Source organism: Bacillus sp. EB106-08-02-XG196 (assembly GCF_013396335.1).
Classification (GTDB): domain Bacteria; phylum Bacillota; class Bacilli; order Bacillales; family Cytobacillaceae; genus Neobacillus.
The window spans coordinates 207,817-234,384 of sequence record NZ_JABWSY010000003.1 but is presented as its reverse complement, the minus strand read 5'-3'; the positions used below and the strand labels follow the sequence as shown (position 1 = coordinate 234,384).

Genomic DNA, 26,568 nt, shown 5'->3' with positions numbered 1-26,568 from the left:
CAAGTTCTATTGATTCATTTTTCTAAATATAGTAATTTTTCAGTTAATACAGACTCCCTCCTCTGGTAATATACTTAATAACTACCATTTATTTCTATAATCGAAATAGTAAAAATGGTAGCTACTACATACTGGAGGGAATTATTATGAAAAGGTTTTCAAAGGCTGTTATTCCAGCGGCAATGGCATTAACCATGACACTTTCAACTACCGCACTGGCTGGACCCCAATCAAATCCAAACGGACCCTATATTGAGGGGGAACAAAATGTCTCTTTGTCTAGCTACATGTCAAATGAGGAACTAACCAAAACTCTGCAGAAACTAGAAGCAGCCTCTAAAGGGAAAATGAAGTTAGAAGTAGTCGGATATTCTAACCATACATTAGATGGATATCAGACCGAAGCGGATAAAGGAGATCCTTTGTATGTAGTTAAATTTGGTGATGCCGATCCTAACAAAAAAAGAATTTTAATTACGACGCAAATTCATGGTAACGAACAAATTGGGACAGAAGCTGCCATTGATATTATTCAAAAACTATCAAGCGGCGGGCAGGAAATCGATAAAATCCTGGAAAACGTGTCTATTTGGATTATGCCTAGAATTAATCCAGAAGGATCAGATAATACATTTGAAGGAAAATGGTACCCTACCCGTTATACACACCAAACATGGCTTCCAGAAAATATAACTCTACCTGCAGGCACATTGGCGCCTTGGTACTATAACGCAGATGGCAGTGAAAGAGGGCAAGCAAATGATGGCCGAGTGGTGTATGGAATCCCAGGTTACGACCAAAACCGAGACTACAATCCAAATTTGGATTTTAGGGTGGAAAATGAAGATCCAACTGAAGTAGCTGCATTCCTGAATAATAGAGCAACCAATAACAGCAATTATGGCGGTTTTTATGTAACAGCCGAAGCACGAACGGTTACACAAGTTTTTAAAGATTTTAAACCTGATGTTTTTGTTGATGTTCACCACCGTGGATTTAATACTCTATCTGATGAAGACAACAGATCCGTTCCTGTTCAAGTAGCTGCTGTTGTGGCAGATCCATACACGGATCCTTTCACAGGAAATCAATATGAAGTGGATGCGGACGTATTAAAACTAGGTAAACAAGTTAACGCACTGGCCAACCTTGCTCTTCAACGAGGGAACTCACATTATGGCGCCATTCAAAAATACCCTGACGTTAACCTTCCAGGGACAGCACTTGGAGCGTTTGCTTTAAATGATGCAGCCATCATGCTGATTGAAATCAAAGGACAAAGCCAAACACTAGGACAAAAACAAGCTGGTATGTTGAAGGAAACAGTAAAAATACCATTATTTGAAGTATTTAAAGGACTTGCCGACGGATCAATTCATGATGTAGATCCTGCGATTTATGATGCCATTCCAGAATCAACTAATAGGATTGAAGACCCTACTACAAGGGATAATTAATCAACAATTATTATTCTAATAGATTTGGACTGACCCAAGGTTTTAGTAACTAATACTTTATGGTCAGTCCTTTTTTCAGGTTTATGTAAAAATACTGTTCGGTTAATACACTATATAAAAGGTTCATAAAACCTTAAACTTTCTGCCTTATATGAATAAACTAAACCAGACCATTCATTATGAATGGATTTATTTTAGTTTTTTTCGTGGCGGAATGTTATAGGATTCCCCCATTACTTTCAATCACTTTTTTATACCAATAGAATGAATTTTTCCTTCTGCGTTCTAGTGTTCCACTTCCGTCATCGTTCTTATCGACGTAGATGAATCCATAGCGCTTGGACATTTCACCGGTTGACATACTGACTAAGTCTATACATCCCCAGCTTGTATAACCCATCAGTTCCACGCCATCCTCTATTGCCTCTCCCATCGCCCTCACATGGTCGCGGAGGTACTCAATTCGGTAGTCATCGTTGATTGAACCATCTTCCTCCATTTGGTCGTACGCCCCTAAGCCATTTTCTACTACAAATAGCGGAACCTGGTATCTTCCATAAAGCTTGTTTAAGCTGATTCGTAAACCAACCGGATCAATCTCCCAGCCCCAGTCACTAGCTTTCAAGAATGGGTTTTTTACTCCGCCAACAATATTTCCTTGTGCTTTTTCCCCTTCAGACTTTTCTTGTTTATCCGTACGGGACATGTAATAACTCAACCCAATATAATCAACGGTACCTTCTTTGATAATGTCCAAATCACCTTCTTGAATCGCTAATTCGATATTTTTCTCCTTAAAAAAGCGCTTAATGAAGGCTGGGTACTCACCGCGCACATGAACATCAGCACAGAAATAATTAAACAATTCCTCTTCTTTTAAGGCAAAGATAATGTTCTCTGGATTGGAGTCGTAAGAATAAACAGGTGCAAAAAGAATCATGCAGCCGATTTTTGCATTAGGGATGATTTCCTTGCAGGACTTTACTGCTATAGCACTAGCAACAAACTGGTGATGAAATGCCTGGAAAGTCTCCTGGTAACGATTTTCTTCATTTTGAGGTGAAAAGCCCATGCTCATAATGGGCATCTTCAAGGCACCGTTGATTTCATTAAAGGTCATCCAATATTTCACTTTATCCTTATATCGCGTAAGAATAACATTGGCATATTTTTCAAAGAAAGTAACAACCTGTCGATTCCTCCAGCCCCCATATTCTTTTACAAGGTGCAGAGGCATTTCATAGTGAGAAATCGTTACTATCGGTTCAATTCCATACTTTAGTAACTCATCAAAAACTCCATCGTAAAAAGCCATACCCTCTTCATTTGGCTGCGGCTCGTCACCATTTGGAAAAATCCTTGTCCAAGCTATCGACATTCGAAACACTTTAAAGCCCATTTCGGCAAACAAAGCGATATCTTCTTTGTAACGATGATAAAAATCAATGGCTTCATGATTTGGGTATGTGTATTTTTCATGGTTGATTTCAAAGTTAAAACCAGCAGACATTAAAATATTAAGGCGCTCTTTCCCGCCCGGCAGAACATCGGCAATATTTAAGCCCTTGTTCCCTTCATTATATCCACCCTCTATCTGGTTCGCTGCCGTTGCACCACCCCATAAAAATCCTTCAGGAAATACTATCTTTTGCGAATCATTCATTCTTTTAATTCCTCCTGGCTGATTATATGGTGAAACCGTCCCCTTGGGTATTCAATAAAAGCATTCCCCATAATTACAAAAAAGAAGCAAGGGTCACTTATCTGACCTTTGCTTCTTTTTTTATGCCCCTGCCAAGGAATATAATTATACCATGTCTAAAGCACTCCGATTATACTTGTTAAAAAAGATTGTTGCTTTTTTCTAAATTAAACTGTTTGCGATACCTCTTCTTGCCTGCTGTTTGTAACGATGGATTCAAGGAAATATGCTTTTTCAAAGCCGTCACGGGTTGCGTCACCAAGGGAACTATAACCTGCTGCATCCCCTAATACAAACACATTTTCCATCTGATTTCTTAATGTTTCCTCTAATGGGTTATATGCCTCTACCCCCATAGCTACAATGACATACTCTGATTCCAATTCTGAGCGTTCCCCTGAAACTAAGTCCTCCACGATAATACTGTTTGGAAGTATTCTTTCTACCTTGTGGTCCGTAACAATGTTCACATTTACTTGTTTAAGCTTCTCAAGAAGTCTTAATCTCGTTTCAGGTCCAATTCTTTTGCTAGCTTTTGTAGGAATTTCTACATATGTGACATCATTACCAGCCTCTGCAAGGCGACGAGTCGTTCCATGACAGATCATACCACTTCCTACAACTGTAACTTTATTATTAGTAAACTCTATTCCCTGTAGTTTTACGTCTTCATACGTATATACATGATCTAATTCATTGCCCTCGACCTGAGGGAGCTTTGGTCTTCCGCCTGTTGCCAATAAAACAGCAAAAGGATTGAAAGATGTGATTTCTTCAACAGTGGCCTCTGTATTCATACGGACATCAATATTTAAACGAGTCATTTCATTGCTAAGGTAGTTAATGTGCCATGTCATTTTCTCTCTATAATTTGGGTCAGTGACAAGGTGCAATTGACCGCCAAGCTTGTTATCCTTTTCAAAAAGAGTAACCTCATATCCTTTTAAAGATAGAACTCGTGCCGCTTCCATTCCGCCCGGGCCTCCGCCAACGATCACAACATGGCGGTTTTCATCAGAGGGAAGGTGCTGAAGTTCCTTAAACTCTAGCTCCCGGCCTGCTCTAGCATTGATGGAACAAAGAACGTGTGAGTTACCCATAGCGGAATGGATACAATGGAGACAGTTAATACATTTTCTAATTTCTGCTTCGCGTCCTTCCATTGTTTTGTTTACCCACTCGGGATCAGCGATTAATCCCCTTCCTATAGCCACAAAATCTGCTCTTCCCTCAGATAAAATGTTTTCTACAAATTGTGGTTCACGAATGGATCCAACAGTGATTACTGGAATATTTACTTCTTTTTTAATCTCTTCAGCCAGGTAGACTCTCCAGCCTTGTTCAAATAACGGAGATTCAATGATATTATACATAGAATCATAGGTTCCACAACTAATATGCAGCCCATTTACTCCTAATTTTTCTAAGTATCGAGAAATATCCTTACCTAACTCTAAATCGATTCCTCCTTGGATAAATTCATCTACACTGAGACGAACAGTAACAGGGTAATCCTTACCACACTTTTCTCTAATCCCCGCAATGATTTCCTCGATAAATCTCATTCGATTTTCAAAGCTTCCCCCGTATTCATCCGTACGTAAATTTGCCTCAGGGCTTAAGAACTGGTTAATTAAATAACCATGGGCACCGTGAACTTCCACTCCATCAATGCCAGCCAGCTTACACCTTATGGCGGTCTGAACAAACTTATTTACTAGCTCTTTCACTTCTGCTGTTGTTAATTCCCGAGGTACTTCACCTACTGCAGCACAGGCAACACTACTAGGTGCAACGCTTTGTTTACCATTAATTAACGAAGAGTTAGACTGTCTGCCTGCGTGATGAATTTGTACAAAAACCTTCGCCCCATAATTATGTACCGCATTGGCGAGCTCGTTTATTCCTGGGATGAAACGATCATCGTCCAGCCTTAATTGCCTAATAAATCCTTTCCCGTATTCATAATCAATACAGGTAAATTCAACAATTATTAACCCAGTCCCCCCCTTTGCCCTTTCTTCATAATACGCAATTAGTTGATCAGTAACTTCCCCTTCAGGACCAGCTAGATTTGTTCCCATGGGCGGCATGACAATTCTGTTTTTCAATGTTAGATTGCCTATTTTACCTTCTTTGAATAAGTTTGGGTATTGCATTTGGAACCTCCCTTTTATGTTATTTGTGAAATAATTCACAAACACCATTAAAATATTGCTTACACTTTTATTTTAATGGAAGTTGACTGAAGTTTTGGTCCCTTCATTTGATCGTTTAGTGACAATTGAATGTAAAATTTTTTAAAATATAGACTCTGTTAAAGACAGATGTTGATTTTTCTCATGGAAATCCTTATGAAGGACTAAACTCAATGAGTAATCTTCTGATTTGTCTTTCATTACGCTTATGAAGGACTAATCCCATTGGGAATTCACCTAGCTTGTCTTTCATCGACCTTTATACTGTTGTCAACAATGAAATTTAACTAAGCTTAAATATAAAAAAAGTGCCTGTCACCACACGACGGGTAGCGACAGGCAAAGAGTTTCCGAGTTTGGCAGCTTTAAATGCCTATTTTTTGAGCTTTCTTCAACTTAAGGTCGAATCGATCTGCATTCATTACCTTGACCCAAGCAGCTATAAAGTCACGAACAAACTTCTCTTTGTTATCATCCTGGGCATAAACTTCTGCAAGAGCACGTAGAACGGAGTTAGAACCGAACACAAGGTCCACTCTAGTTGCGCTACGCACTACTTTACCTGTTTTGCGATCACGTCCTACATAAACGTTCTCCTCAACAGGCTTCCACTCTACTCCCATGTCAAGCAAGTTCACAAAGAAGTCGTTTGTGAGTGTGCCGACACGATCCGTGAATACACCGTGTTCTGTGCCACGATGGTTTGTACCTAAAACACGCATACCGCCGACTAGTACTGTCATTTCTGGTGCAGTAAGGTTTAAAAGTTGTGCCTTGTCTACTAGGAGTTCCTCTGGGCTTACACTATACTGCTTTTTCTGATAGTTGCGGAAACCATCTGCGACAGGCTCTAGTACTGCAAAGCTCTCTGCATCAGTTTGCTCTTCTGTTGCATCTCCGCGTCCAGGAGCAAAAGGAACTGTTACCTCATAGCCTGCATCTTGTGCAGCTTTCTCTATTGCAGCACTACCACCTAATACAATCAAATCAGCTATGCTGACCTTCTTTTTTAAACCGTTTTGAATATCTTCTAGTACATTAAGCACTTTTGCAAGCAGCTCAGGTTGATTTACTTCCCAATCCTTCTGTGGAGCAAGACGAATGCGGGCACCATTAGCGCCGCCACGCTTATCTGAGCCACGGAAGGTACTAGCGGATGCCCAAGCAGTTGTTACTAATTCACCGACTGTAAGTCCTGAGTCTAGGATCTTTCCTTTAATCTCTGCTACTTCCCCATCTGTTAATTCATAATCAACAGTTGGTACAGGATCTTGCCAGATAAGTTCTTCTTTAGGAACCTCTGGGCCTAGATATCTTGCTTTAGGACCCATGTCACGGTGAAGAAGTTTGAACCATGCACGGGCAAATACATCGGCAAATTCTTCTGGATTCTGATGGAAACGACGAGATATCTTTTCGTATTCGGGATCATAACGTAATGCCATATCCGCAGTGGTCATCATCGTTGGAACTTTAACGGATGGATTTTCTGCATCTGGGGCAAGATCCTTCTCAGCAGGATCTACAGCAAGCCACTGATAGGCACCTGCAGGACTCTTTGTAAGCCACCATTGATATCCAAACAAAAGATCAAAGTAACCATTGTCCCACTGTGTTGGATTAGCAGTCCAAGCACCTTCAATACCGCTGGTGATGGTATCATGACCTTTACCGCTGCCGTGAGTGCTTAACCAGCCTAAGCCCATTGCTTCAATAGGAGCCGCTTCTGGTTCTGGACCAACATGCGCAGCATCTCCTGCACCGTGTGCCTTACCAAAAGTATGACCGCCGGCTATTAGTGCTACTGTATCTTCATCGTTCATTCCCATACGTGCAAAGGTTTCACGTATGTCCCGAGCACTTGCAATCGGATCTGGTTTACCGTTCGGACCTTCTGGGTTAACATAAATGAGACCCATCTGAACGGCAGCAAGTGGATTTTCTAAATCACGATCTCCTGAGTAACGATTATCATCCAGCCATTCTGTTTCAGTACCCCAGTAGATGTCTTCTTCTGGATGCCAGATGTCGTCGCGTCCTCCTCCAAAACCAAAGGTCTTACCCCCCATGGATTCAATTGCAACATTACCAGCTAGAAGGAGCAAGTCAGCCCATGAGATCTTGTTACCATGCTTTTGCTTAACCGGCCATAATAGCCTGCGGGCTTTATCAAGGTTACCGTTATCAGGCCAGCTGTTAAGTGGAGCAAAACGCTGTGCACCAGCTCCCCCACCGCCTCGGCCGTCAGTATTACGATAAGTACCAGCAGCGTGCCAAGACATACGGATAAATAATGGACCATAATGTCCATAGTCAGCAGGCCACCAATCTTGGCTAGTTGTCATTAGCTCCTGAAGATCCTGTTTAAGTTCATAGTAGTCTATTTTTTTAAATTCTTCAGCATAAACAAAGTCTTCTCCCATAGGATTAGATTTTCTGTCATGCTGATGGAGAATATTCAAGTTTAACTGGTTTGGCCACCAGTCTCGATTTGATGTACCGCTAGATTTGTTACTAGTAGCGCCTCCGTGATTAAACGGGCAGCCGCCTGTTTTAGGATTGTTATTAACGTCCATATTTCTTCCCCTCTCTTTGTAAAATAAGTAACAAATAATTATTCTTCTAATGGTAGGAAAACAAACTGGATGACAATAATTATTCTATATTCTATTCTACTAATCTATTACTAAAAATTGAAAAAATAACAATCATCATCACAAATTTGTAACATTTGGGAATTCTTATGATGTCTTCAATCTTAACATCCTGCAGAAATATTAACAGTAAATAGAATGTAAGCAATATACTTATTATGACTGACCGCTGCTACTTCTTTTAGCAATCCCCGGGCTCGCAACGATAAACAATAAAAAAGACCGCAGGTGTGCAAGCACCATACAGTCTTATATCTCGTAACATCTTTATATTATACCCACTGAATAGACCCAAACTCTCCATGCGGATGGTTTTGTAATTTAAATCTTTTGTACTCAGATTCTAATTTCGAAAGTGGCAAATTATTAAGTTGTTGATCTTCTTTGTTGTATACGTTTAAGAAAATTAATTTATTGATAAGTTTTTGTCGCTTCTTTTCATCATTTTTTCTCATCAGTAACACTCCTTTATTTTCCAAAAACTCCGATTGAATATAACAACTTAAAATTAGATTAACTTAATTATAAACCCATAATTCCTACCTGTAAAGTATGGATTAGAATTAAAAAACAGTGCTGCATAAAAGGGCAACCAAATAATTTCGTTTTGGCTGCCCTTCTAGTTAACTTTTTTATGTCTTGTCCTTGAAAACACTTTACCCATTTAAACTGCTAGAAAAATAAATATAAGAATCATCAGTAATTACTTCACCTTCATCTTCTACTTCTCCTTCTACTTCCTCTTCTTGAAAAGGTTCAAATGACGTTAATTCACCACAATTCCAGCAATAGCTCCTCGGTCTTTCCCATTTAGAAAGTGATTTACCACAATAAATGCACACATCCTTTTCGTACAATTCCATAAAGAATACCTCCTTTTTTAGATGGTTATCAATCGATCAACTTTAGTATTGGCACTCAGTATTAGTGATGTCTTCTTAATTTAATTATAGAATATGGGATCGATGTTTTTATGTTTAAATATTGAAAATATTATGAATTTTTAAAAATAAAGTTGTCCGCATGCCTATTTCTTATTTCTGTCTACTCCTCGCTGTTAGTGAAAATGAATTAAGGTGGACCCAAGGACAGAACCTTTCTGAATTGTTATAAAATTCAAAATAAATTCACTTTTGCTTCTTTCCTAGTGAATTTTTAGCCTTATAATGAAGCTAAAGGGAGTATGGATATTTCTATCCCTTAATTTTTTAGAAAGGAGGTCCTTAGAATGTCATTCGCTGATTTTAACGATATTTACCTAATTTGTTCTACTTATGAAGAAAATGAACAATCGGTGGATATGGTTAAATTAGGAAGAAGTATGACATCTAGTCCTTCGGTTACAGAAGTACCTTTAACCAGTTCAACTCGCTGGTGGGAGGTTGCAGAAAAAGAAATTCAACGTGAAAAAAGAGAAAAAGTCACTATCTAACTATTCCTTTGTGAATAGTAGGTATATAGACTAATTTCGAATTTAATCCAAGATTTGGCATCCCTTGTTTATTCATGGCCACAGTAGTCAGGGGATGGATAAATTGTCCTAGCTGTGTTAATAAAAAAATAAATCCTCCTAGTAATCTCAACTAGGAGGTATTTTTATAGGGAGCTTATAAATGTGTGATTCTTACTCTTTTTCCGTTATGTACCATCCCTCAGGCTTTTTCTCTAAATGAAATTGATCCTCATCGAATTTTTTTCGGAGCATTTTATATTCTTCATTTTCTACTTTAACTTTGGTTACTTTTATTTTTTTTAGCGATATTTCAGGTTTCTTAACTTCGATTACCAAATCATTAATCATAAAAAACGTTCTTTGATATCTCATTTCATACTCCACTTCCCTTCCCTATTTATATTACTTATGTATTTAATTTGCCAAACATTAATAAAATCCTTGAGGTCTAAACGCCATATACAAAAGACTTACATACTCTTAACATGAAATTAATAATGAAATAACCAACTCCTAATATAATTTAGGTATTGGCGGCTGACACAAAACCCCAATTAGCTATGTACTGGCTATATGGAGGAAATATTCCAATAACAATATGTTCAAAGGGGCTGATCTTATGGAAAAGAAATTACTAATTATTTCTTCCGACCATACTGGACATGGACATAAAAGCATAACAGAATCTCTGTGTGAAAGTGTCAACACTCAAAATGAAGTAAAAATCCATGTAGTAGATGGATTTTCACTTGGCAAACAGCTGCTGATCAAAATAGGAAAAACCTATGGTCCCCTAACAAGAAATTCCGAAAATCTATGGAAAATGATTTGGAAACTTTCATCTTTAAAACCCTCTATAATAGACAATTTTTTTGAAACACTAATTAGGGATAATTTTATAAAATTACTGGCCGATGTTAAACCAGATTTAATTTTATCCGTTCATCCAAATTTTAATGGCTCCATCTTGAACATATTAGAAAAGCAAAATATCAATATCCCTTTCATTACACTAATTGCCGATCTTGTAAACATTTATCCCCTTTGGGCTGATACTAGGGCAAATTACATTATCAGTCCAACTTTTGAAGCCCAAAATAGGTGTATTGAATTTGGGATTCCAAATGAAAAAATTAAGGTTTCAGGATTTCCAGTCCGTTCCCGATTTTTCCTGAATCACTCTAATCCACGAAAATTTTATAAAAAGGGACAATCTTTAACATGCTTGATCATGAGCGGTGGTGAAGGTGTAGGTAATATGAAGAAAATAGCTGAAATCATGCTTAATAATTTTGATTGTACAATAAAAATTGTTGCTGGTAAAAATGAAAAACTTAAAACGAAGCTGGAAAGATCCCTTCTGGCCAAATATGGTGATAGAGTTGAGATTTATGGTTTTACCAAAAATATCCAAGATTTAATGCTAGCTTCTGATATCGCTTTTACCAGAGGAAGTCCTAATGTCATGTATGAGGCCATTGCATCCAATACTCCACTTATCATTACTGGCGCTTTGCCAGGGCAGGAAGAGGATAATCCAACCTTTGCTGAAAAGTTCAATTTGGGAATGGTATGTAAAAACCCAAAGGAAATTACGCAAACATTAAACCAATTACTTGAAAATGATGGAGAAAAACTTAATAAAATTATAAATAGTCAAAGGCAATTTATTAATGCAAACGCAGCTGAAGATATTCTACAATTCATCCTAAAGGCCGCGAGCCTTACTATGAAGAAACAAAAATAAAACTTTCCTAAATTCCAATTTTACCATAAATAAGCAAACTCAAAAGGCCGGGAAGTAATACCTTTTTTGAGTCTGCATTTCTTCTATCCTTAGAGAACGAATTGAAATTCGCTACAATTGATAGATCGTATGCATCAATATGTTCTTAAAGACAAGCTCTGGCCTTTCCTCTGTAATTAAATGTCCTGTTTTTTCATATGTAATTAACTTGGCAACGGGTAGATCTTGAACTAACTGTTGACCTACCTTCACAGGAACCACTCGATCTTCCTCTCCCCATATTAATAATGTTGGGACCTGTATATCCTGAAGTTGTTGTGGTAATAAATCACCTTCCCGATGACGCAGCAGTCGAATTAAAGCTTTATAAAATCCTTTTTCGGATAGCGGTCTACCGAATTCATGAATCAATTCATCATTGATCAAGGCTTGATTAAAAAAAACGTTCCTCAAGTGATCTTTGACGTCTTTTCTACGAATATAATAATGAATGAATTTTTCAAAGAAAGGTAAATATGAACTGTAAATGAGAATTTTTTTTGCAGGCTTTAAATATCCTGAACTACATAACAAAATGATTTTGTTTATTTTCTCAGGAGCGATTAGTGCCATATTTAGCGCAATTTGACCTCCCATTGAATGAGCAGCAACATAAGAGTTAGAAAATCCAAACTTGTCGATACATTCAATCATTAACTTCGCATAGTTTTGAAAACTATAAATAAAAGAAGTTGACTTCTCACTTTTCCCAAAGCCGGGAAGGTCAACAGCAATGATTGAAAACTCCTTTTGTAATAAAGGAATGATTCGACGAAACGTATAGGTAGATGATGCAAAGCCATGGATTAAAAGAATCGGAGGTTTATCATTTAATAAGTATTCACAGTACAAATTGATATTTCCTACCTTTATATATGATTGATTCAATTGATTTATCGACAACGTGTTCCACTCCTCAACGAATTTATTAATTAGCTTTATTATTTATCAATAAAAACATGAGAATGCAGAAAATCGGTATTCCATCACTATAGAAAAATGCATTCAGACCTTTTTCCAAGAAAAAAATTAAATGATCAAGGAAATACAATATTTTTAAAAGGAATAATAAAAACGGTGACCTTGGATGATTTCCAGGTCACCATTTTTCTTTTTACGGACCTTCCATTCTTATAAGAAAAAAATTTTTTATGACCCTGTCCTTTTTCGCTATTTTTCTATATATAAAGGGTGAGAAGAATTTTTAGGAGATGGTTTGATGTCTGGTTGGGTAAAATTGACGAAGCAATTTACAAATGATGAGTTATGGTTTAACGTCACAGCGTTCCGGCTTTATGCATGGATCTTATTGAAATCTTCGTATGCTGATGGCATCGTTTTGAACGGGATGAGGTTAAAAAAAGGACAATACATAAGGGCATACTCCCAGTTAAGTGAAGATTTGATGTACATAGAAGGAAGGTCCAAAAAGGCGCTTGCTAAGAGTACCATAAAACGCGCTGTCGATAAACTTGTGCAAAAAGGAATGCTGATGGTCGAAGAAACCCCTTTGGGAACTCTTTTTACCGTGGTCAATTCCGAAGATTTTAGATGTATGGACGGTACTGATGATTTTTTTTGCCCTCCGTTTCGCGAAACGGAAGTGGAACAGTCGCAGAACGATAACAAAACGGAGCTGGAACAAAATAATAGAAATCAAGAACGTAAGAATGTAAAAGATAATGATGATCACCCACACTTTAACCTTCCTTCACAAGAAGTCAAGGAAGCTGACATGACAAAGAAAAATCGGATCGAAAGAATTTCGAACAAATTTATCGCTTTACGAAATCAAGGAGTCTTTTTAAGCCCTAAAGATGAATTAGCGATTGAGAGAATCTCTAGATTATCGATGAAAACTGACCAACTAGAAGCTTTGTTCGTGGAAATTTTTGATGAGTACCAGTTAAAAAATCCAAACGGAAAAATTAGCAGTGTATCGTATTGTGAAAAGGTTATTGGGACAAAACTAGAAACTGAGAAGAGCGCAAAGCTTCTGCAGAAAAAACCAAAGAAAGAAGCAATGGCAGATCGGATTAAACGGTTGATTCAAGAAGGGAAAATTTCATTACAGGAGGATGGCCAATGACCAAAGATGATGTATTCAAACTTTTAGTACTCATTGAATCAGTATATCCCAACTGCACCGTTAAGGACGAGACGGTTCAGCTATGGTTTCAATCTTGCCCTGAAATGGATTTAGAGAAAGTAATGGTGAAACTGAAAAACTATATTAGAAAAAGCCCTTTTCCCCCTACTATTTCAGATATTGCGGTATTTTCCTATGAAGAAAGTGATTTTCCAAACATCGTACAGGAATGGATGAAGAAAGGACGTGAGAGAGTTGAATGTGACTCTTCAAAACGAAGACCAATACCTGCCTGGCTTGCCGAATATTCACCAAGAAAATCTGTTTGATCCAGAAGGGATCCTGTTAGGTGCAGTCTTTCAGGAACCTAATCTCATTCATGAAATCAAATTAGAGCCATTTCATTTTTCACAGAAGCGAAATCAGCTTCTGTTTCAGACGTTCCGTGAGCTGCAAAGGGAGGACAGACCCATTGATTTAGTCCTAGTTATAGAAAAATTAGCAGGGAAAGAAATGCTCAGCACTAGTTATATACTGGACATTACTACCCGCTGCCCCTCCCCTGACAACTTTGAACACTATCAATCTATTATTCTGACCCGATACAAACTTAGAAGGTTTACTCAGGGCGCATACCGTTTTCTCAACGAACAAACAATGGAAGCAGCGGATGATTTTTATAAACTCTATACAGAAATGGCAGATATCGGAAATGTCGAAGGGAAAACGAAACGGGATCTCTTAGCCGAAGTATATGATGAGATGATTGAGGACCAAGGAGACATTTCTGGAATCGATACGGGGTTTTCGCTTCTCAATGGCATGTTGAATGGCTTACAGCATGGGGATTTGATCATAATCGCGGCACGACCCTCGGTAGGGAAAACCGCCCTGTCTCTGAATCTAGCAAAGAACTGCTGCAAGACTGGCGGTGTGGTTGATTTCTTTTCGTTAGAAATGCCCGGAAAACAGCTCATGAAACGGATGTTGAGTGATATTTCCTATGTAGACGGCGCTAAATGGAAAAACTCTTACAGCTATTTTAGTGACAATGATTATGATCGAGGTGTTGAGGCGATAGGGATGTTAGATCAATGGAATCTTCAGATACACGATGAGCCGAGGCAAACCATTGCGGACATTCGCTCGGCCATCCAGAAAACGAAACGGGAGCACCCAAATGAAGGTCACTTGGTCATCATTGATTATTTACAGCTAATCACCCAATCAAAAACGTTTGAACGTCAGGATTTAGCTGTTGGCCATATGACAAGGGAGTTAAAGCAAATGGCCAGACAATACGAAGTGCCAATCGTCCTGTTGTCTCAGTTGTCCAGAGGTGTGGAGCAGCGGGCAGACAAACGTCCAGTAATGTCTGATTTAAGGGATTCGGGAAGTATTGAGCAGGATGCAGATGTGATTATCCTGTTAAGCCGGGATGACCATGAACCTGTAAGTCCAAATCAGAATGAACTGATAAACGTAAATATTGCCAAGCACCGAAACGGTCCGGTTGGCGTTATTAAACTCGCATTTGAGAAGAACTATAGCCGATTTCGGGATTATCAGGTGTAGACAAATTCCGTTTTCACTCATTACTTAACCATGGTTACCGTAATGAAAAACATCATTTTTGGGACCATCGTAACAAGGGCAAGCAGTTTATCCCCACTGCTTGCCCTAAAAAGTATTTTCTATTATTAAATAAATTAAGACCTGAGCATCTTTACGTTTACAGTGATGATTGAGATATCTCTAAGTAACTCGAATTCTACCAACTCTTCTATTCCGATTACGATCTTTACTATTCAGTTCTCTTTGGGAATTGGGAATACCTGAAAATGAAATGAGACCAGCCTTAAACAGGACATATCCGATAAAGGTAGCAAAGATCGTACTTCCGATCAGAAACCAGATGAATCTTCTGCCAACATTACTCAACATGTTTTCACCTCTTTAACCTTTCATTGATGATAAATATGTTGAAAACATCTTTTTTATGTCGGGTTATTCGACTCTACCATTTGAATCTATTAAAAAGCCCTGCCTCCCCCTTGTGTAACGGAGGCAGGCATGGACTTAAATTATGGAGCCTAAACTTATACACCTATAGTCTTTTCTCCAAGATCAATCATCTTTTTAGCATCCATCTCCGCCAAGCGGTCAAATACTTGCGTGGCAATCGGGTGGGTGCCATAATTCTCCTTTAGTTTCCATGTAGTCATCGTAATCGTTCCTTTTCCATACCGCTGGACCATCATCGAACCCCCGGCCTGACCGATCCAGCCTTGGAAATAACCCGAGATAATCTTAGAGGAGAGCGCCAGGCTTGGACTGCCAAACATGTTAATGGTACGGCGGCTGCCCGGCTTTTTGTAATCACTGAACGGAACCACATAATCCGGAATCAGGTTGTCTACTTCCCAGCCCATCTCAGGATGTAGTGGAACCCCCGGAAAAAATTTCGGGTTCACGAAATTAAAGGATGAGGCGCGCGGCCAGCTTTCCCCCTTCGGCAGCTCACGGAAAGTAAACTGCCCCTTCTCTCCGATCCGGTCACCTTCTTCTGCAAGAAAAATCACATCTCCCCCACGCTGAACAAATTGAAGGAGCTCTTCATTCAGACAATCCGTTACCACTGTTACCTCCAAATCTAGGTGAGGCTGGATTTGATACCCATTTAAGCTCAGCTCATTTTGGGTGCTTTCAGGCAAATGCCAAACATTGATGGTGCCTTTTTCCTGCACTGTTTTTGGCGATAGGGTCAATTCTTCGTTATTGACCGCCAGCGTCTGCCCATCTGCCTTTAAAGTAAGCTCCAGCAGATAAAAATCAGATTTCTCTACCCCGGGAACCTCGAACGAAATCGCCTCATTCACACGAACGAACGGATCGCCAGCAGCATGAACTGGCAGGCTCCCGCTTAACTTCAATCCTGGGACCGACCACTCCACCACCCCGGAGAAATGCTTCAAATCATCATTACAGACAATCACATCCAAGGTGACCTGTTCACCTGACCACACATTTCTCGCCAATTTATCAGCCATAACGGTAAGCGGACCGTTGAAATCGATTAGCTGCTCAAAGCCTTCCTTCGGATTTCGGAGGTAATCCAGCCAGCCGTTCGTTTCCCATTCAATGTCCGTAAATTCTGTCACAACATAGCCGGCAATCTGCGGCCGCTTTCTCATTTCTTCAATCACCGATTTGACAGCACGGGTCATTCTTTTTTGCGAGGTCGCTGTTAAATCTTCAAAGCTAGCAAAGGTTTCATTTAATTGGTATTTTTTAAAATTGGCCTGACCGGTTGTCGGCTTCTTGTAGTCCTCCTGATGGGACTCCTCTCCCTGGTTGACAAACCACCAGGGCTCCTTGCCGTAATGATCTTTCAGCTTCTCTACACTCGGCAGCCCCCAGACGCCAAACTCGGAAACAATAATCGGCTCACCGTTTGCTTGATACCCGTCAACAAAGTTTTTGTCAGGATCTCCTATCACAAAGTCATCGAGGTCCTTTTGCCAATCCTCGAGCTGGTCCGGACAAACAAAATAGCGGTGATGATCATTGATATCTGTTTTCACGTGGGTCCAGCCGGAATTATCACAAATCAGCCGCGTCGGATCGAACGCTTTCACATAGTCATACATTTCCTCGACATGCTTCTGTTTCACCGGGTCATTGGCCAGATCCCACTCCAATCCCCATTCCTCGTTGTAGATGGACCAGATCAAAATCGATGGATGATTAAAATCCCGCTCAATCATCCCAGTTAATTCGTTCGTAAACCGTTTCGTCGCCTGCGGGGTGAATTTGACATAGTTTGGCGGTTCCGCCCATATCAGCATCCCCATTCGGTCTGCCCAGTATAAATATCTTGGAATCTCCACTTTGATATGTTTTCTGAGCAAATTAAAGCCCATTTGCTTGGCAAGCTTGATTTCATTTTGAATATACTCATCGGAAGGTGCTACATAAACCGTATCCGGGTAAAAGGCCTGATCGAGCGCGCCGCGGATATAGACCGGCTTGTCATTTAACAGCACCCGTCCATTTTCAAACGACACCTTCCGCATCCCGAAGGTTACCGTTTTAGCATCATCAAGTACCGCCGCTTCAAGGTCATACAAGTGCGGGTTTTCCGGATTCCAATAAACAAAGTCTGGAAGCGGGATAATCGTTTCCCCCTTGCCCTGTACAGCCGCTACCTTCGCCAATGCCACAGGATGATCCTCGGACAGATGGCTGCGGACAGTAAACTGGACCTCCGCGCCGTTTGGCAGTTCCCCATTCAGGCGATAGGCAACCTTGATTTGCCCCTGGTCCGGTTCCGGCGTAACCCGAACCTCTTTAATGTAGGTTTCCGACCTTTTTTCAATATGAACGCTTTGCCAGATCCCGCTTACCCGTGTGTACCAGCTTCCCTGCTTCCCAATGGGTATTTCCGCATTGTCCTCAGGATCATAGACCCGAATAGTCACCGTATTCTCGGCCTCAGGGATGAATAGATTCGTCACCTCAAATTCAAATGGAGTGAAGCCCCCTTCATGCTCCCCGGCATATCGTCCGTTCACCCAGACTCTTGCGTGGTAATCAACGGCTCCAAAGCACAGGAACACCCGGCCAGTTTTTTCAGAAAAATAAAACCGCTTCTCATACCAGGCCGCTCCGTTATAGTTAACAAGGCTTCCCCCGTCGCGCTGCCAAATATGCGGTACCTCTACACTGCGTCCATCAGGAATCCCGGCTTTCTGCCAGTTCAGCCATTCTCCTTCATCCTTCGGGTCCAGCTTGAATTGCCAGACCCCGTCCAAACCAAAACTTTTGCGCATCTTCTCTTCCTCCTAATTATTACTTAATGCCCGTCATCGTAATTCCTTTAATAATGTGCTTTTGGAATAGAATAAAGACAAGCAGTGCCGGTAGACTCGCCAGCATATTGGCTGCCATCGGAATTGTCAACTCGGCAGCATACCCGCTTTGAAAAAGAGGAATCCCAATCGGCAGGGTCATCATTTTTTCATCACTTATGGCCAGATACGGCCATAAGAAGTTATTCCAAGAACTAATGAAGGTAAAAATCCCAAGCGCTGCCATTGAAGAGCGCGACAGCGGAAGGAAAATACTCCACCAAATTTTCAGCTTACTCGCTCCATCTATTTCGGCCGCTTCCACCAGCTCCTTCGGAATTGCGTCATAAAATTGCTTTAAGATGAGCACCCCCAGCGGAGCAGCCACACTTGGAAAAATAATCGAACTATAGCTATTAATCAGACCGTTATCCACCATCATTAAAAATAAAGGAATAATCGTCGCCTCTGTTGGCACCATTAATCCTGCGATAATAATCCAAAAAACAAGCTTATTCCCTTTAAACGGAATTCGAGACAAGGCAAACGCAGCCATGGAGGTCAATAGGAGCGTTAACCCGGTTGTCACAAATGCAATATAGACACTGTTCCAGGTCCATCTCCATATCGAGGCGTTTTCAGAAACAAACTTATAATTATCCATCGTAAAAGGCGGTTTAATCAGTGAGGATAGGACCGTCACCGGGCTCCCATCCGGCTTAATTGCCGTAATCACCATCCACAGCATCGGAACTAACCAGATGATGACGAGCAGGTAGCTAAAAATATACAGGAGTGATCGGCCAGGTTTCATTCTAGGCTTAACTGCTTGCATGTTTTCTCCCCTTTTCTATCGTATTTGCGAAAATCTTTTTGAAATCGGTGGATATCGTCCGAAAGTTGGCGAATATATTCTTAAAACCCGCGGATATACCCGGAAGCAATGGTTCAAATAACCTGCGTCCCCAACACAATACCCCTTCGATCTCCTTAATCTTTTTTCGAAAGGAATTTAAATTGAACGAGAGCAAATAGAATCATGACTAAAAAGAGTACGTAGGACATCGCGGAGGCGAGACCCATTTCGTTTGCGCGGAAGCCCGTCTCATAAATGTACTGAACCAATGTCCGGGTCGCAGTCCCCGGCCCGCCGTTCGTCATCAGGTAGGACTGCCCGAATAATTTAAACGAAGCAATCGATTGAAGCACCACGACAAGCAAAATGACACCTTTTAACGAAGGAAGCGTGATATAGCGGAAGCAGTGCCAGCTGTTGGCTCCGTCAATGCGCGCCGCCTCATATAAATCATCCGGGATTTCCTGCAGTCCCGCTAAAAACAAGACCATATTGAAACCGACGGTCCACCAGATGGTCGCGAGCAGAATGGAAAACCAGGCAAGATTGGGACTGCTCAGCCAGAAAACCTCTGTGCTCACCCCAATGGATTTTAGAACAGAATTCAACAGACCTGTATACGGCTGGAGGACAAACACCCAAATGCTGCTGATAACCGAGATTGATAGAATATGAGGAAGAAAGAAGGCAGATCGTAAAAAGCCAGTCCCATTTAGTTTCGCATTGACCAACAATGCTAGTAAAATCCCAACCACCACAAGAGTGGGTGTAGAAATAACCACGAAGTATAACGTATTACCTAAAGATTCCCAGAAGAAGCTATCCTGAAACATAGCCTTATAATTTCCAAGCCCGACAAAGGTACGTTCATTGCCAATTGTCCATTCATACAAGCTGACGATGAACCCTTTAACAATCGGGTAAAGCATAAATATGGAATAAAAGAGAAGATATGGAGCTAGGAACACCCATGCAAATAGATTTAATTTTAACAGCCTTTTGTTGGCAAATAGGCCTGTTCCCTTTTTTGACAGAATCGGTCCCTGTTCATTCTGGCTTGCGGTTACTGCTGGTTTCACCTGTAAAACCTCCTTTTGAAAACTGTTTCTCCCTTTATGACAGGAAGCCCCTAACATAGGGGCCGCCCGGGAAAATCAAATTTACTTAGCGAGCAATTGATTAACCTCTTTTTCCGCTTTGTCCATCACTTCATCTACCGAAGCCTGGCCGTTCATCATTAAGTCAAAGTTGGCACGTAAAATATCACCAATCGGGAACAGCTTTTCATGGTTAGGCATGAAGTTAACATCATTAACAACTCCTACGTAGTCATTGCGGTATTGCTGTTCAGTAAATTCAGGTGATTCAATAACGGATGGCTTACTTGGAACGTGTCCTGCCTTTGCCCACATCGCACCATTTTCAGCGAGCCAGTTGGCAAATTGAATCGCTGCCTGTTGTTTTTTCTCATCTGGTTCCTTATTAGCAGGCAATACTAGAGTATGAGAATCTCCCCAAGCCGCTTTCTTATCATATAATACCGGCAGTGTCACCGCACCGAATTCAAGCCCTTGGTTCTTTTCATACGTTCCTGTGGACCATACGCCATTGAAGTTAATTGCCGCTTGACCGGCAGCGAAAATTTCTCCGCCGTTCTTTACGTTTTTCGGCCAAAGCTGGTCTTTATGAACTAAATCAGAGATAAATTGTAAAGCTTCTTTTCCTTTTTCGTTATTGAAGGCAGCCTTCTTACCATCTTCGCTTAAAAGATGTCCGTCCATCTGGCTGTAAAGTGACCACCACATCCAGAAAGGCGCGTTTCCGTTGGATGTTGCAACAAACGGCATCACATTTTTAGGAGCTTTTTCCTGAACTTGCTTGAGAAATTGAACAAATCCTTCAGAGCCCGGTTCCATTTTTGGTTCGCCATTATCACCTAGTAACCCGGCATCGCTTAGAATTTTTTTGTTATAAAACATGATCATCGCGTGGGTATCGAGTGGAATCGCCATATGTTTTCCTTCAAAAACAGTGCTATCTAGGATGTTTTGGTTAAAGGAATCCCATTTAATTCCTGCTTTTTCCACAATCGGATCCAGCTGTTCAATCGTATTTGCAGGGACAAGCTCCCCAAGCTTGGAAGTATGAGCTACCGCAACGTCAGGTCCCTGGTTGGCAGCAACAGCTGTGCGGAGCTTCGTATAGTATTCTTCCCATTTAAGATTTAACATTTTTACGTGAATATCAGGGTTAGTCTTATTGAATTCTTCCACCATTGCTTTCATGAAGTCACCATCACCGCCGCTAAACGGTACCCAGTAATTCAACTCAATCGTTTTGCCAGCGCTTTCATTTTTGCTGACGCTAGTTTCCTTCGAGCTGCATCCTGCTAAGGCTGTTACGGCAAAAAGTAAAAATATCAGAAACAAGTGTAACTTTTTCAATCCATTTTCCCCCTTTTGATATTTTGTAAGATTCTGAAATTTATAGTAACATGTTTTATAGTTTTATTACAATGTAATTTGTTATTAAAAATAAAAAAATTTGTCTAATCCAGTTTTGCCTAACCAAAAACACGAAAAATATATCGTTTTGCGGTTATTATTACAATATTAGTCCATACAAAACAAAAAAAAACCGGATCCTTGATCCAGTTTTCATGTTTATGGTTTATTAGAATAATGCAGCTTCATCAATATCCCTTGTTCATAATTACCGAAGCGGTGTCCGAATAAATTCATTCCGCCGGCATTGACAGCATCCTTTTTCACGCCAAACCGCACAGAAATATAAGGCTTTGATTGAAGCCCCAGCTCCGTTATCTTTACATCTGATTGTTTCACTCCGTCTATAAAACTTCCCTTCCGATTGATACTCCACGTTTTTAGCAGGCCGTATTGAGTATTTTCGGTAAGCCACCAATCCGGTGTTAGAAAACCCCTTTCCCCGCCAAAATCACCAGGGCTAGTCCAGGTTCCCACTTCCTGATCATTGATCCAAACGGTAATATCTGATGGCCAATCTAGTTTGTGGTAAGGTGCCTCTGAACAGACTTCAGCGACAACCTCCAGGCTTTCCTCTTCGGCTCCATATGGAATTCGATTAGGAAAACGATATTCCACATATCCTTTACGAAACCACAGCAGCTCAGCCTTTTTCCGGTCAGGTTCATAGAATGCCCTTGGTTCATCCTGCATGCCAATCATTCCCATTTCACTCACAAGCCCGCAGGTAGATTCGACCTCACAATCAGCAAACTCCCCTATTGGCATATCGATGGAGATGATGTTCTTATTCAATGGCTCTTCCCGCCGCAGGTTGATGACAATCCGATCATATTTTTTTGAACTGACCTTCTGCATGCCCCGCCCCGGAATCAATTCCGTTGAAATAAGTCCCGCATCCTCCAGCTTTTTAATATTCACAGCAGCAGTCGAAAACGGCAGACTCATCATATCCGCAAGCTCATTGACATTCATCGGCCCCTGTGAAAGAACCTTTAAAATCTCCATCCGATGCTCATTAGAAAGAGCCTTACATACCTCTATGGCCTCCTCCAAAGTTAATTGCAACGTCCTCATTTACGTCCCTCTCTTCAATCACTTTGAAAACATCTTACCATAAACAACTCAAAGATATCTGTTTTTCTCGTCTTAGCAAATAAAAAAGCGCTATTTATGGTTATGTAGGAATGCTAATTTAAATATGTACAATCATGCTTGAATAAAGATGTACAAAATTGATTGCTCAATTCATACTAACCGTGGGGTGATTAGTATAGCAAATGGCCAGACAATACGAGGTTCCAATCGTCCTGTTGTCCCAGTTATCAAGAGGTGTGAAGCAGCGGGCAGACAAACGACCGGTAATGTCTGATTTAAGGGATTCGGGCAGTATTGAGCAGGATGCAGATGTGATTATGCTACTAAGCCGGGATGATCATGAATCAATGAGTCCGAATCAAAGTGAACTGATTAATGTCAATATTGCCAAGCACCGAAACGGTCCGGTTGGCGTTATTAAACTCGCATTTGAGAAGAACTATAGCCGATTTCGGGATTATCAGGTGTAGACAAATTCCGTTTTCAATCATTACTTAACCATGGTTACCGTAATAAAAACCATCTTTTGGGAACATCGTAACAAAGGCAAGCAGTTTATCCCTACTGCTTGCCCTAAAAAGTATTTATCTATTAAAAAATAAATGAAGATCTGAGCATCTAAACGTTTACAGTTATGATCGAGATATCTCTAAGTAACTCGAATTCTACCAACTCTTCTATTTCGATTACACTCTTTACTATTCAGTGCTTTTTGTGATTTGTGGATACCTGGAAATGATATGAGGCCAGTCTTATACAGGACATATCCGATAAAGGTCGCAAAAATCGTACTTCTGAACAGAAACCAGATGAATTTAATGCCAATATTGCGTAACATGTTTTCACCTCTTTATCCTCTCATTGTTGATAAATATGTTGAAAACATCTTTTTTATGTCGGGTTATTCGACCCTCCTCCCTTATCCGAAAAGTACTACCGACGCAGCCTTACTCGTTTTTTGTTCAAGAGTCTTTCCTTAAAATAGATAAAGTCCATGCCAGAAAACTGTATATTTATGGTGAAGAGCATCCTGTTGGTAACAGTTCTCTTTCGTCTTGTTAAATTTTTACGCCTAATAAAAAATCCCCTTCCGACAGTATAAAATCTGCGTAAGAGGACGAACTATTAACTTTCACAGTCTTTCGTGAAACTGGGCGAAAACTTTGTAATGGAACGAAACCTATCAACGTTCACATCACGGTATCAATCACCGTAGAAATAGCGTCATTATTGAATAGTTGGCGGGACTGCGTGGGAATCGAACCCACCAGACCTGGCACGCAGGTCTCAAGCAGTTTTGAAGACTGTGGAGGACACCAGTACCCCATTCAGCCCCATCATTATTATAGTAAAAAGGTAATTCCTATTTGTAATCATAATACAATGGAATATAGTAATAATCAATAGAGTTGGGGATTTTGTCATTTTTTCGACAACTTTTGCAACTCTCTTTGAGGATGGCTACTTCCTTGATAATAAAGGTGATAACTTGTCTTTTCACCTTATTTCAGACTATAATAGATAGATGAAAATAGTATCGTGTAGGTGAAATCAATGCAGCTCACAGGTTGGTTCTTATGGTTTATATTAATATGGATTTTTGCATTTGCAGGTTTAATGGCGATTGGCGGATTTTTTATGTTTCGGAAATTTCTCAAGAAAATGCCGAAAGAAGATGGCAAATCCGTGATGGACTGGGAAGAACACTATGTTAATCAGACTCGTCATTTATGGGGCGAGGAAGAAAAACAACTTCTAGAAGATTTAGTTAGCCCTGTTCCTGAGCTTTTCCGTGATGTCGCTAGACATAAAATCGCAGGAAAGATTGGCGAACTTGCGCTTAATGAGAAGGTATCAAGAATAACGGAAGAACTTGTCATCCGCGGTTACATTCAAGCAACGCCGAAAAGGGATCATAAGTTTTTACGTAAAAAGCTATTTGAAAATAGAATTGATGTAGCTCCTTATGAGCATTTATTCTAAACCGACCAATTTTTGGCGGTTTTTTTTTATGATTTTGGATATTTTAAAAAAGAGTCAAATCGTAGGTTGGGGTGAAACAAATGGCAAAACGTATGGCAACAAAAAGGCACAAGATATTTAATCTATTGTTAATATTGATTCCGTGGATGTCATTATTATTTATAGGAAAGCGTGATTTTAAACGGTATTCTTTTTCAGGAGTTTTTATTGTTATTTTTGAAATCATTAATCATCTATATGGACACAAGCGGAATTGGTGGAAGTTTTACGACAAACGAAAATCCTTCATGAGGGATGAGCTTCCTTTTAGTGTAGGCCCTTATATGCCACTCTCGATGTGGCTGCTTAAACTTTCATATGGAAACTTTAAGAAATTTGTGTTATTTAACGTGATTTCTGATGGCGCCTTTGCTTTCCTTATCATAGATATCCTTAAAAAGCTTAAAATCATCAGTCTAGGTCGATTAAATCATGTTCAGTTTTTCATTTACTTACACTATAAAGCGTATATTTTATATGGTGTACAGTATTTGTTTGATAAAATTAGAAGATATCGATATTAAAAGAAATGCTCAGAGTACTTTGTACCCTGAGCGTTTTTCAATACCATGACAGTATTAGTGTTAGCTACGAAGTTGTTTGTATAGCTTTTTATAATCGAGATACATCGCTACCCGCCATGGTACAATCATACTAAAAGCAACCAAGAAGAACATACCGCTTAGCTCTCCAAAATCAATCGTTGTACTTAAAATCGATTTCAAAGCTAACCTCACAACTAATAGTCCAACTAAAATGTACATAAATGCTTTGGATCGTTTTAGATAGATTTCGTTCTCGCGAATCTCAAATTTAGAGGTTTTAATTAACAGGATGGAAAAAAGCATCCCTACAATTACTACCTCAACTATTTCCAGAGGAGTTAATCTAAATTGAGGTACTACATACATTAATGCCCCGCTCGACATAAAGACTGGCGGCAGGATAATTTTCTTTACATTTGTAGGCTTCTTAGCGGCCTTCATGCGGACGAATAAAGCAAAAATCCCCATAAAAACCGCACCGATTGAAGAAACAACAACAAAGTTCATAGGTTTCAACCCCTAATTCCTTAAAATAAAGCTCGAAATTCATATTTTACTATATCCTTCTAATGTTTAGAAGCCTGTAAAACCACCAAACATACCGGAGAAAATCGTAATAATTTTTGTCATCCAGTCAAAGAAAAGTACGATACCCATGACAATCATAAGATAACCACCGATTTTAACAATCTTTCCACTGTTTTTGCGAATCCATTTCATACGGCCAACAAAGAAAGATAGGATTAGGAACGGTATCGCAAATCCAAGTGAATATGCAACCATGTAGAGTACACCAGAACCTGGATTTGTCGCCGCAAGGGCGATTACCGCCGAAAGAATCGGACCCGTACAAGGAGTCCAGCCAGCCGCAAAGGCCATCCCAATAAGTGCTGAACCAAAAAAGCCTGATGGTCTATTTTTAAATTCTAATTTCCGATCCTTCATCAAAAACTCAGGTTTAAATACACCGACAATAATTAGTCCAAAAAGAACGATAAATATTCCGCCTAACTGACGAATGAGATCTTTGTACTCAAGGAAAAAGCTTCCAACAAAAGAAGTACCAAAACCAATTGCGATAAAAATAGCCGAAAATCCTAAAAGGAAAAAGATTGTATGTAGAAGACTTCGTTTTTGAAGCATGGCATTTTCAGTTTTTAACTCTCCTACAGACATCCCAGTGATATAGGAAAGAAATGCAGGGTAAAGCGGTAAACAGCATGGTGAAATAAAACTTAGGAAACCGGCACCTAAAGCTAAAAATATATTTACATCAGTCATATTAACACTCCCACTATAGTCGATACCTTATCATTTTATCAAACATTTCCACTAAATGATAATGGTTAACATG

General features: G+C 40.0%; 24 protein-coding genes and 1 tRNA gene. 9 read left to right on the top strand and 16 right to left on the bottom strand.

Annotated elements, in window-relative coordinates; all coding sequences use genetic code 11:
- The first annotated feature begins 146 nt into the window (after positions 1–146).
- Complete coding sequence (locus MLOOGBEN_RS06975; RefSeq protein WP_179157523.1) at positions 147–1,457, top strand: M14 family zinc carboxypeptidase; 1,311 nt, start codon at positions 147–149, stop codon at positions 1,455–1,457.
- Between the two features lie 217 nt (positions 1,458–1,674).
- Here the strand turns inward: MLOOGBEN_RS06975 and MLOOGBEN_RS06970 are convergent, their stop codons facing one another.
- From MLOOGBEN_RS06970 to MLOOGBEN_RS06950, 5 genes are all read right to left on the bottom strand, one after another.
- Positions 1,675–3,120 (bottom strand): glycoside hydrolase family 1 protein, encoded by a 1,446-nt coding sequence (locus MLOOGBEN_RS06970; RefSeq protein WP_179157522.1) that lies wholly within the window; start codon positions 3,118–3,120, stop codon positions 1,675–1,677.
- Positions 3,121–3,326: 206 nt separating this feature from the next.
- Positions 3,327–5,318, bottom strand: a complete 1,992-nt coding sequence (locus MLOOGBEN_RS06965) for an oxidoreductase (RefSeq protein ID WP_179157521.1) — start codon at positions 5,316–5,318, stop codon at positions 3,327–3,329.
- A 404-nt stretch (positions 5,319–5,722) separates the two neighbouring features.
- Positions 5,723–7,933, bottom strand: coding sequence for a catalase/peroxidase HPI (gene katG, locus MLOOGBEN_RS06960; protein ID WP_179157520.1), 2,211 nt, complete (start codon positions 7,931–7,933; stop codon positions 5,723–5,725).
- Positions 7,934–8,283: 350 nt separating this feature from the next.
- The gene (locus MLOOGBEN_RS06955) at positions 8,284–8,466 is read right to left on the bottom strand and encodes a Fur-regulated basic protein FbpA (RefSeq protein WP_095251056.1); all 183 of its coding nucleotides are present in this window, start codon (positions 8,464–8,466) and stop codon (positions 8,284–8,286) included.
- Between the two features lie 201 nt (positions 8,467–8,667).
- The gene (locus tag MLOOGBEN_RS06950; RefSeq protein WP_179157519.1) at positions 8,668–8,874 is read right to left on the bottom strand and encodes a hypothetical protein; all 207 of its coding nucleotides are present in this window, start codon (positions 8,872–8,874) and stop codon (positions 8,668–8,670) included.
- Between the two features lie 365 nt (positions 8,875–9,239).
- Between MLOOGBEN_RS06950 and MLOOGBEN_RS06945 the strand changes: the two genes are divergently transcribed.
- Complete coding sequence (locus MLOOGBEN_RS06945; RefSeq protein ID WP_179157518.1) at positions 9,240–9,443, top strand: hypothetical protein; 204 nt, start codon at positions 9,240–9,242, stop codon at positions 9,441–9,443.
- Between the two features lie 192 nt (positions 9,444–9,635).
- On the opposite strand, the gene MLOOGBEN_RS06940 is transcribed toward MLOOGBEN_RS06945, so the two are convergent.
- The gene (locus tag MLOOGBEN_RS06940) at positions 9,636–9,836 is read right to left on the bottom strand and encodes a hypothetical protein (RefSeq protein WP_179157517.1); all 201 of its coding nucleotides are present in this window, start codon (positions 9,834–9,836) and stop codon (positions 9,636–9,638) included.
- Positions 9,837–10,083: 247 nt separating this feature from the next.
- On the opposite strand from MLOOGBEN_RS06940, the gene MLOOGBEN_RS06935 reads away from it, so the two are divergent.
- A complete protein-coding gene (locus MLOOGBEN_RS06935; protein ID WP_179157516.1) occupies positions 10,084–11,211 on the top strand; it encodes an MGDG synthase family glycosyltransferase in 1,128 nt (375 codons plus the stop codon).
- Positions 11,212–11,322: 111 nt separating this feature from the next.
- Here MLOOGBEN_RS06935 and MLOOGBEN_RS06930 read toward each other — a convergent pair whose 3' ends face one another.
- Positions 11,323–12,153 carry an alpha/beta fold hydrolase gene (locus MLOOGBEN_RS06930; RefSeq protein WP_179157515.1) on the bottom strand — a complete coding sequence of 277 codons (831 nt, stop codon included), beginning with the start codon at positions 12,151–12,153 and terminating at the stop codon, positions 11,323–11,325.
- Between the two features lie 316 nt (positions 12,154–12,469).
- Between MLOOGBEN_RS06930 and MLOOGBEN_RS06925 the strand changes: the two genes are divergently transcribed.
- From MLOOGBEN_RS06925 to MLOOGBEN_RS06915, 3 genes are read left to right on the top strand one after another with little or no spacing between them, the layout of a single operon-like run.
- Positions 12,470–13,339 (top strand): hypothetical protein, encoded by an 870-nt coding sequence (locus tag MLOOGBEN_RS06925; RefSeq protein ID WP_179157514.1) that lies wholly within the window; start codon positions 12,470–12,472, stop codon positions 13,337–13,339.
- On the top strand, positions 13,336–13,668 hold the full coding sequence (locus MLOOGBEN_RS06920; RefSeq protein WP_179157513.1) for a replicative helicase loader/inhibitor: 333 nt from the start codon (positions 13,336–13,338) through the stop codon (positions 13,666–13,668). The genes MLOOGBEN_RS06925 and MLOOGBEN_RS06920 overlap by 4 nt, the downstream gene beginning before the upstream one ends.
- Complete coding sequence (locus tag MLOOGBEN_RS06915) at positions 13,601–14,914, top strand: replicative DNA helicase (protein ID WP_179157512.1); 1,314 nt, start codon at positions 13,601–13,603, stop codon at positions 14,912–14,914. Before MLOOGBEN_RS06920 ends, MLOOGBEN_RS06915 begins: the two co-directional genes overlap by 68 nt.
- A 180-nt stretch (positions 14,915–15,094) precedes the next feature.
- On the opposite strand, the gene MLOOGBEN_RS06910 is transcribed toward MLOOGBEN_RS06915, so the two are convergent.
- From MLOOGBEN_RS06910 to MLOOGBEN_RS06885, 6 genes are all read right to left on the bottom strand, one after another.
- Entirely contained in the window at positions 15,095–15,283 is a 189-nt protein-coding gene (locus tag MLOOGBEN_RS06910) for a hypothetical protein (protein WP_179157511.1), read from the bottom strand.
- A gap of 155 nt (positions 15,284–15,438) precedes the next feature.
- The gene (locus MLOOGBEN_RS06905; protein WP_179157510.1) at positions 15,439–18,171 is read right to left on the bottom strand and encodes a glycoside hydrolase family 2 protein; all 2,733 of its coding nucleotides are present in this window, start codon (positions 18,169–18,171) and stop codon (positions 15,439–15,441) included.
- Between the two features lie 19 nt (positions 18,172–18,190).
- Complete coding sequence (locus MLOOGBEN_RS06900) at positions 18,191–19,024, bottom strand: carbohydrate ABC transporter permease (protein WP_256988926.1); 834 nt, start codon at positions 19,022–19,024, stop codon at positions 18,191–18,193.
- Positions 19,025–19,179: 155 nt separating this feature from the next.
- The gene (locus tag MLOOGBEN_RS06895) at positions 19,180–20,124 is read right to left on the bottom strand and encodes a carbohydrate ABC transporter permease (protein ID WP_368737763.1); all 945 of its coding nucleotides are present in this window, start codon (positions 20,122–20,124) and stop codon (positions 19,180–19,182) included.
- Between the two features lie 81 nt (positions 20,125–20,205).
- Positions 20,206–21,489, bottom strand: a complete 1,284-nt coding sequence (locus MLOOGBEN_RS06890) for an ABC transporter substrate-binding protein (RefSeq protein WP_179157508.1) — start codon at positions 21,487–21,489, stop codon at positions 20,206–20,208.
- A 219-nt stretch (positions 21,490–21,708) separates the two neighbouring features.
- Entirely contained in the window at positions 21,709–22,626 is a 918-nt protein-coding gene (locus MLOOGBEN_RS06885; protein ID WP_179157507.1) for an ArsR/SmtB family transcription factor, read from the bottom strand.
- 203 nt (positions 22,627–22,829) lie between these two features.
- Between MLOOGBEN_RS06885 and MLOOGBEN_RS06880 the strand changes: the two genes are divergently transcribed.
- On the top strand, positions 22,830–23,117 hold the full coding sequence (locus MLOOGBEN_RS06880) for a DnaB-like helicase C-terminal domain-containing protein (RefSeq protein WP_179157506.1): 288 nt from the start codon (positions 22,830–22,832) through the stop codon (positions 23,115–23,117).
- A gap of 769 nt (positions 23,118–23,886) precedes the next feature.
- Here the strand turns inward: MLOOGBEN_RS06880 and MLOOGBEN_RS06875 are convergent.
- Positions 23,887–23,983, bottom strand: a tRNA-Sec gene (locus MLOOGBEN_RS06875).
- 218 nt (positions 23,984–24,201) lie between these two features.
- Here MLOOGBEN_RS06875 and MLOOGBEN_RS06870 point away from each other — a divergent pair.
- Positions 24,202–24,630 carry a DUF2621 domain-containing protein gene (locus MLOOGBEN_RS06870; RefSeq protein ID WP_179157505.1) on the top strand — a complete coding sequence of 143 codons (429 nt, stop codon included), beginning with the start codon at positions 24,202–24,204 and terminating at the stop codon, positions 24,628–24,630.
- Positions 24,631–24,710: 80 nt separating this feature from the next.
- Positions 24,711–25,193 (top strand): hypothetical protein, encoded by a 483-nt coding sequence (locus tag MLOOGBEN_RS06865; protein WP_483296379.1) that lies wholly within the window; start codon positions 24,711–24,713, stop codon positions 25,191–25,193.
- Positions 25,194–25,253: 60 nt separating this feature from the next.
- Here MLOOGBEN_RS06865 and MLOOGBEN_RS06860 read toward each other — a convergent pair whose 3' ends face one another.
- Together MLOOGBEN_RS06860 and MLOOGBEN_RS06855 are read right to left on the bottom strand one after the other, a co-directional pair.
- On the bottom strand, positions 25,254–25,721 hold the full coding sequence (locus MLOOGBEN_RS06860; protein ID WP_179157504.1) for a CcdC family protein: 468 nt from the start codon (positions 25,719–25,721) through the stop codon (positions 25,254–25,256).
- A gap of 66 nt (positions 25,722–25,787) precedes the next feature.
- Positions 25,788–26,495 (bottom strand): cytochrome c biogenesis CcdA family protein, encoded by a 708-nt coding sequence (locus tag MLOOGBEN_RS06855; protein ID WP_095251695.1) that lies wholly within the window; start codon positions 26,493–26,495, stop codon positions 25,788–25,790.
- Between the last annotated feature and the right edge of the window lie 73 nt (positions 26,496–26,568).

Excerpts from the sequence above, each read along its gene's own strand:
- MLOOGBEN_RS06975 (WP_179157523.1), top strand. The coding sequence starts at position 147 with ATGAAAAGGTTTTCAAAGGCTGTTATTCCAGCGGCAATGGCATTAACC.
- MLOOGBEN_RS06970 (WP_179157522.1), bottom strand. The coding sequence starts at position 3,120 with ATGAATGATTCGCAAAAGATAGTATTTCCTGAAGGATTTTTATGGGGT.
- MLOOGBEN_RS06965 (WP_179157521.1), bottom strand. The coding sequence starts at position 5,318 with ATGCAATACCCAAACTTATTCAAAGAAGGTAAAATAGGCAATCTAACA.
- katG (WP_179157520.1), bottom strand. The coding sequence starts at position 7,933 with ATGGACGTTAATAACAATCCTAAAACAGGCGGCTGCCCGTTTAATCAC.
- MLOOGBEN_RS06955 (WP_095251056.1), bottom strand. The coding sequence starts at position 8,466 with ATGAGAAAAAATGATGAAAAGAAGCGACAAAAACTTATCAATAAATTA.
- MLOOGBEN_RS06950 (WP_179157519.1), bottom strand. The coding sequence starts at position 8,874 with ATGGAATTGTACGAAAAGGATGTGTGCATTTATTGTGGTAAATCACTT.
- MLOOGBEN_RS06945 (WP_179157518.1), top strand. The coding sequence starts at position 9,240 with ATGTCATTCGCTGATTTTAACGATATTTACCTAATTTGTTCTACTTAT.
- MLOOGBEN_RS06940 (WP_179157517.1), bottom strand. The coding sequence starts at position 9,836 with ATGAGATATCAAAGAACGTTTTTTATGATTAATGATTTGGTAATCGAA.
- MLOOGBEN_RS06935 (WP_179157516.1), top strand. The coding sequence starts at position 10,084 with ATGGAAAAGAAATTACTAATTATTTCTTCCGACCATACTGGACATGGA.
- MLOOGBEN_RS06925 (WP_179157514.1), top strand. The coding sequence starts at position 12,470 with ATGTCTGGTTGGGTAAAATTGACGAAGCAATTTACAAATGATGAGTTA.
- MLOOGBEN_RS06920 (WP_179157513.1), top strand. The coding sequence starts at position 13,336 with ATGACCAAAGATGATGTATTCAAACTTTTAGTACTCATTGAATCAGTA.
- MLOOGBEN_RS06910 (WP_179157511.1), bottom strand. The coding sequence starts at position 15,283 with ATGTTGAGTAATGTTGGCAGAAGATTCATCTGGTTTCTGATCGGAAGT.
- MLOOGBEN_RS06905 (WP_179157510.1), bottom strand. The coding sequence starts at position 18,171 with ATGCGCAAAAGTTTTGGTTTGGACGGGGTCTGGCAATTCAAGCTGGAC.
- MLOOGBEN_RS06900 (WP_256988926.1), bottom strand. The coding sequence starts at position 19,024 with ATGCAAGCAGTTAAGCCTAGAATGAAACCTGGCCGATCACTCCTGTAT.
- MLOOGBEN_RS06885 (WP_179157507.1), bottom strand. The coding sequence starts at position 22,626 with ATGAGGACGTTGCAATTAACTTTGGAGGAGGCCATAGAGGTATGTAAG.
- MLOOGBEN_RS06880 (WP_179157506.1), top strand. The coding sequence starts at position 22,830 with ATGGCCAGACAATACGAGGTTCCAATCGTCCTGTTGTCCCAGTTATCA.
- MLOOGBEN_RS06870 (WP_179157505.1), top strand. The coding sequence starts at position 24,202 with ATGCAGCTCACAGGTTGGTTCTTATGGTTTATATTAATATGGATTTTT.
- MLOOGBEN_RS06865 (WP_483296379.1), top strand. The coding sequence starts at position 24,711 with ATGGCAAAACGTATGGCAACAAAAAGGCACAAGATATTTAATCTATTG.
- MLOOGBEN_RS06860 (WP_179157504.1), bottom strand. The coding sequence starts at position 25,721 with ATGAACTTTGTTGTTGTTTCTTCAATCGGTGCGGTTTTTATGGGGATT.
- MLOOGBEN_RS06855 (WP_095251695.1), bottom strand. The coding sequence starts at position 26,495 with ATGACTGATGTAAATATATTTTTAGCTTTAGGTGCCGGTTTCCTAAGT.